Origin of the sequence: Pantoea sp. CTOTU50773, assembly GCF_032082325.1 — a bacterium.
Classification (GTDB): domain Bacteria; phylum Pseudomonadota; class Gammaproteobacteria; order Enterobacterales; family Enterobacteriaceae; genus Pantoea; species Pantoea communis.
Genome location: NZ_DAMDQC010000241.1, coordinates 1 through 4,502 on the forward strand (window position 1 = coordinate 1; position 4,502 = coordinate 4,502).

Annotated in this window: 6 protein-coding genes; 1 reads left to right on the forward strand and 5 read right to left on the reverse strand. The window is 52.8% G+C overall.

Annotated elements, in window-relative coordinates; translation table 11 throughout:
* The 5 genes from RT340_RS22065 to hxpB form a co-directional block, all read right to left on the reverse strand.
* The coding region (locus RT340_RS22065) for a cation:dicarboxylate symporter family transporter (RefSeq protein ID WP_313377808.1) at positions 1 to 588 on the reverse strand (588 nt) is incomplete at its 3' end.
* Positions 589 to 741: 153 nt separating this feature from the next.
* Entirely contained in the window at positions 742 to 1,332 is a 591-nt protein-coding gene (locus RT340_RS22070; protein WP_058959772.1) for a metal-dependent hydrolase, read from the reverse strand.
* 134 nt (positions 1,333 to 1,466) lie between these two features.
* Positions 1,467 to 2,228 carry a 2-dehydro-3-deoxy-D-gluconate 5-dehydrogenase KduD gene (gene kduD, locus RT340_RS22075; RefSeq protein ID WP_097119257.1) on the reverse strand — a complete coding sequence of 254 codons (762 nt, stop codon included), beginning with the start codon at positions 2,226 to 2,228 and terminating at the stop codon, positions 1,467 to 1,469.
* Between the two features lie 12 nt (positions 2,229 to 2,240).
* Positions 2,241 to 3,077, reverse strand: a complete 837-nt coding sequence (kduI, locus tag RT340_RS22080; protein WP_034821747.1) for a 5-dehydro-4-deoxy-D-glucuronate isomerase — start codon at positions 3,075 to 3,077, stop codon at positions 2,241 to 2,243.
* Between the two features lie 231 nt (positions 3,078 to 3,308).
* Positions 3,309 to 3,977 carry a hexitol phosphatase HxpB gene (hxpB, locus tag RT340_RS22085; protein WP_313377811.1) on the reverse strand — a complete coding sequence of 223 codons (669 nt, stop codon included), beginning with the start codon at positions 3,975 to 3,977 and terminating at the stop codon, positions 3,309 to 3,311.
* A gap of 143 nt (positions 3,978 to 4,120) precedes the next feature.
* Here hxpB and RT340_RS22090 point away from each other — a divergent pair.
* Positions 4,121 to 4,502 (forward strand): YniB family protein (locus RT340_RS22090; RefSeq protein ID WP_313377812.1); only part of this gene is annotated, 382 nt, incomplete at its 3' end.

Below are 4,502 nucleotides of genomic sequence, written 5' to 3' on the forward strand. Positions count from 1 at the left end.
GAAGGCAGCGAAGATCACCACGCTGATGATCGAGGTGGGGTTAGCACCCGCCATATCGGCAAACGGATTTTTCGGGATAAAGGAGAGCAGCAGCTGCGGCGTGCTGAGATCGGCAACCTTGCCTACATAGTTGCTCTGGATCGCGCTCAGACGTGCGGTTTCCTGCGCACCCTGGACCAGACCTTCTGCGCTCAGGCCAAACAGCCCGGTGACCATCACACCCACCAACGCGGAGATCGCGGTGGTGAACAGCAATACGCCAATGGTCAGCACGCTGATCTTGCCGAGTGAAGAGGCATTATGCAGGCGCGCGACAGCGCTCAGGATTGACGCAAACACCAGCGGCATCACAATCATCTGCAGCAACTGGACATAACCGTTGCCGACAATGTTGAACCAGCTAATTGAATCCTTCACCACCGGGCTGTTTTCGCCATAAATGGTTTGCAGCGCCAGACCGAACAGCACGCCAATCACTAAGCCAGTCAGCACGCGTTTCGACAGGCTCCAGCTTTGGTTGCCAATACGATTCAACAGAATCAGCAACGCAACGAAGGCGATGATATTAATAATGAGGGGAAAATCCATACTCGACTCCAGAGGTGTGCCGCGCAGCACGTTTGGCTGGCACGGAAAACAGTAAGTTCCCGTCAGGGAATGTCAGGAATGTTACCAGTTCAGGAAAGTGCAGGCTTATACTCAAAAGGAATGGTTTATAACTTTATTGATTGATTTGCCTGGTTATTGACCACTTTGGCCATTAACTAGCCGACCGACACCATTTTGCAGCGTATTAAACAGTTGCTCGGGCCAACCGTTGGCACCAAAAGAGGGCATACCTGCGGGAAACCACAATGCATATCCGACCAATGCGAGACAAAGTGCGCGCTCCAGTTGATTGCCTTTCTGGCTATTGAGCAGCGGCAAACGGAAACGCCAGCGGCACGGCCACAGCAAGGGGACGCCTGCGGGGGTCAACATGTCGGCGACGATGTGACTGAGATAACCCAGCGTCATCCCCTGTAAAACATCAGCAGGCAGGAACCAGTCCGCCGGAACGTTAATCTGGAATAGCCACAGGCTTATCGCCACCGCCAGCAAACTGTGGGTAAATCCACGATGACCAAAGGCGCGCGCAATGGGTTGTGAGATCCATTTCAGGCGCTGGCCTAACACAGATTTAGGATGGTCAATATCAGGCAGCAGACAGGTCAGCAGTGCAGCAGGCACGAGATGCCACCAGTCGGCGCTGGCCATGACTGGCGTCAGCTCCGCACGCTTAGCAAAAATCGCGCTGGCAATGGCAAAAATGATATGGCCTTCGGCCGTCATGATGAAACCTGGCTGCAAAAACTGTCGATGCATCCAGTATAGGGATTTATCCAGTGAAATAGAACGGTGACGCTGTAACGAAGCGTTAATATTTTTCGCTTTCCCGCGTCATAATGACGCGGGAAAAGAACAGGTTAGCGTGCTAACCATCCACCATCGACGGCCAGTGTGTAGCCGTGCACATAATCTGCAGCGTCAGAAGCCAGAAACACGATCGGACCCATCATGTCATCCGGAACACCCCAGCGTCCGGCAGGGATGCGCCCAAGGATCTCTTCGTTGCGCGACTCATCATTACGCAGTTGTTCGGTATTATTGGTCGCCATATAGCCAGGAGCGATGGCATTCACGTTAATGCCGTGTTTCGCCCACTCATTTGCCATTAGCCGCGTTAAACCCATCACCGCGCTTTTCGACGCAGTGTAAGAGGGCACGCGAATGCCGCCCTGAAAGGAGAGCATTGAGGCGATATTAATAATTTTGCCGCCGTTGCCCTGAGCGATAAACTGACGCGCCACCTGCTGAGACAGGAAGAACAGGCTTTTGCTGTTGATGTTCATCACATCGTCCCAGTCCTGCTCGCTGAAGTTGAGTGCATCTTCACGGCGGATGATGCCCGCGTTATTCACCAGAATATCGATACGTCCGGCCTGAGCCACGGCTTGTTCAACAATCTGCGGCACCCCTTTCGGCTGAGTCAAATCGGCCTGAATCGACCAAAAGCGGCGCCCCAGGGCTTCAACTTTAGACTGTGTATCGGCAGGACCGGCACGATTAACGCCAATGATGTCACAGCCGGCTTGCGCCAACCCTAAGGCCATCCCCTGACCTAAACCGGTATTACAGCCGGTGACCAGCGCAATTTTGCCTTCAAGATTAAATGCGTTAAGGATCATCTTTCGCTCCTGTTAGCGCAGCGCGCTGATGCTGACGTGGTCCATGTCATCGAACACCTGATTTTCGCCCACCATGCCCCAGATAAAGGTATAGCGCTGTGTGCCCACTCCGGCATGAATTGACCAGCTTGGTGAAATCACCGCCTGCTCGTTGTGCACCAGCAAATGGCGCGTTTCCTGCGGCTGGCCCATCATGTGGAAAACGGCGCTGTCATCTGCCATATCAAAGTAAAAGTACACTTCCATACGACGTTCATGGGTGTGGCACGGCATGGTGTTCCAGAGATTGCCGTCATCAAGACGCGTGAGTCCCATGGTGAGCTGGCAGGTGGGTAACACATCCGGCACAATAAATTTATTAATGGTGCGACGGTTTGAGGTCGCGGCATCCCCTAACGTGGCTTTGACTGCATCCTGCAGGGTGATCTTTTTATCCGGATAACGGGTATGTGCGGGTGCGCTGTTGTAGTAAAACTTCGCTGGAAGGTTGGCGTTGCTGCTGCGGAAAACCACGCTTTTGGCTCCCTGGCCAACATACAGCGCCTCCTGATGGCCCACCTCCCAGGTTTTGCCATCGACGTCAATCAAGCCCGGCCCGCCAATATTGATCACGCCCAGTTCGCGGCGTTCGAGAAAATAGCTCACGCCCAGTTGTTTGCCGACTTCTTCACCGATCGTCACCGACTGCTGGATTGGCATGACACCACCAATGATGATGCGATCAATGTGGCTGTAAGTGAGGGTGTAATGGTCTGCCTCAAAAATTTTCTCGATCAAAAATTCGCGACGTAAGCCGGCGGTGTCCAGATTTTTTGCATGCTCAGTATGAATGCTTTGACGAACGTCCATCTCAGACCTCTCAAAGTTGAAGGAAGTGTCCCGAAGCGGGTCTTTGGGCATCTTAGGCAGGATGAGATGTGAATTCAATAAAAATGAAACGTTGTTTTATTTAATTGTGTGGGTGATCAAATACGCGCAGTTATTGGCGTAGTGGGTGTCAGGAACAATGCAAAGCGTTGCCCACAGATGGGCAACGAGAATGGAGGGGCTGAGTCCTGGCCCGGCACAGGTGTATCAGAATTAATTGAACAAATGCTCAGCTTTCAACTCGGCCAAACTCGCCAGCTTCACATTGGCCAGCGCCCAACGCGAATCATCCGCGTACTCGGCTGCTGGCACCACAATCGAACGCATGCGCGCGGCTTTGGTGGCGATCATGCCATTGAACGAATCTTCCAGAGTCACACAGTTAAGCGGATCCACCGCCAAATTCGTCGCCGCATCCAGATAGACCTGGGGATGAGGTTTGCTGTACGGCAGGCTTTCGGCTGAAGCAATGGCGTCGAAGTATTTACGCAGGTCGAACATCTCCAGCACGCGCTCCAGCATAAACAGCGGTGAGGCAGAGGCGAGGGCGATTTTTAATCCCTGCTGCTGGCAAAGTTGCAATGCCTGTTCAACGCCGGGCAGTAATGGACGCGTCTCCTCAACCAATGCCAGTGCGCGAGCAATGATACGTTGCGTCACTTCCGCCTGATCCGGGCCGTTCCACGGCAAAGCTTCAAACCACATACGGACGGTTTGATCGATGCGCAAACCCAGCGTATCGGGCAGTTCATGGCGGCGGGTAATATCCACACCCAGACTCGCAAACACATCCAGTTCTGCCTGATCCCACAAGGGTTCAGAGTCGATCAGCAATCCGTCCATATCAAAAATAGCGGCCAACACCGGGCGACGATAAGACATACAACAGCTCCGTTTGAAATTTGCCCTACCTTATCATGCGCAGCCGGGAAATCCGACTCACGGCAGGTTACGCATTTTTCAGGAAAAAAAGCCGCAGTGCAGGTAGACTTAGGGCAAAACTATTGTATGTGAAGGGAGACACCATGACTTACCAACAGGCTGGCCGCATCGCCATCCTTAAGCGAGTGGCTGGCTGGGTAATTTTTATTCCGGCGCTGCTATCCACCATTATCTCAATTCTCGGCTTCATGTTTAAACACAGTGAAAAGCAGCCGGGCATTGATGCAGTGATGCTTGATTTTGTCCATGTCATGGTCGACATGATCAAGTTCAATACGCCGTTTTTGAACCTGTTTTGGCAAAACTCACCGGTACCGGAGTTTCATGGCGGTGCCAATATTGGCTTCTGGGTCATCTACATCCTGATTTTCGTCGGCATTGCGCTGCAGGCGTCAGGCGCGCGCATGTGGCGTCAGTCGCGTCACATCAAGGAAGGTATTGAAGATCAGTTGATTCTTGAACAAG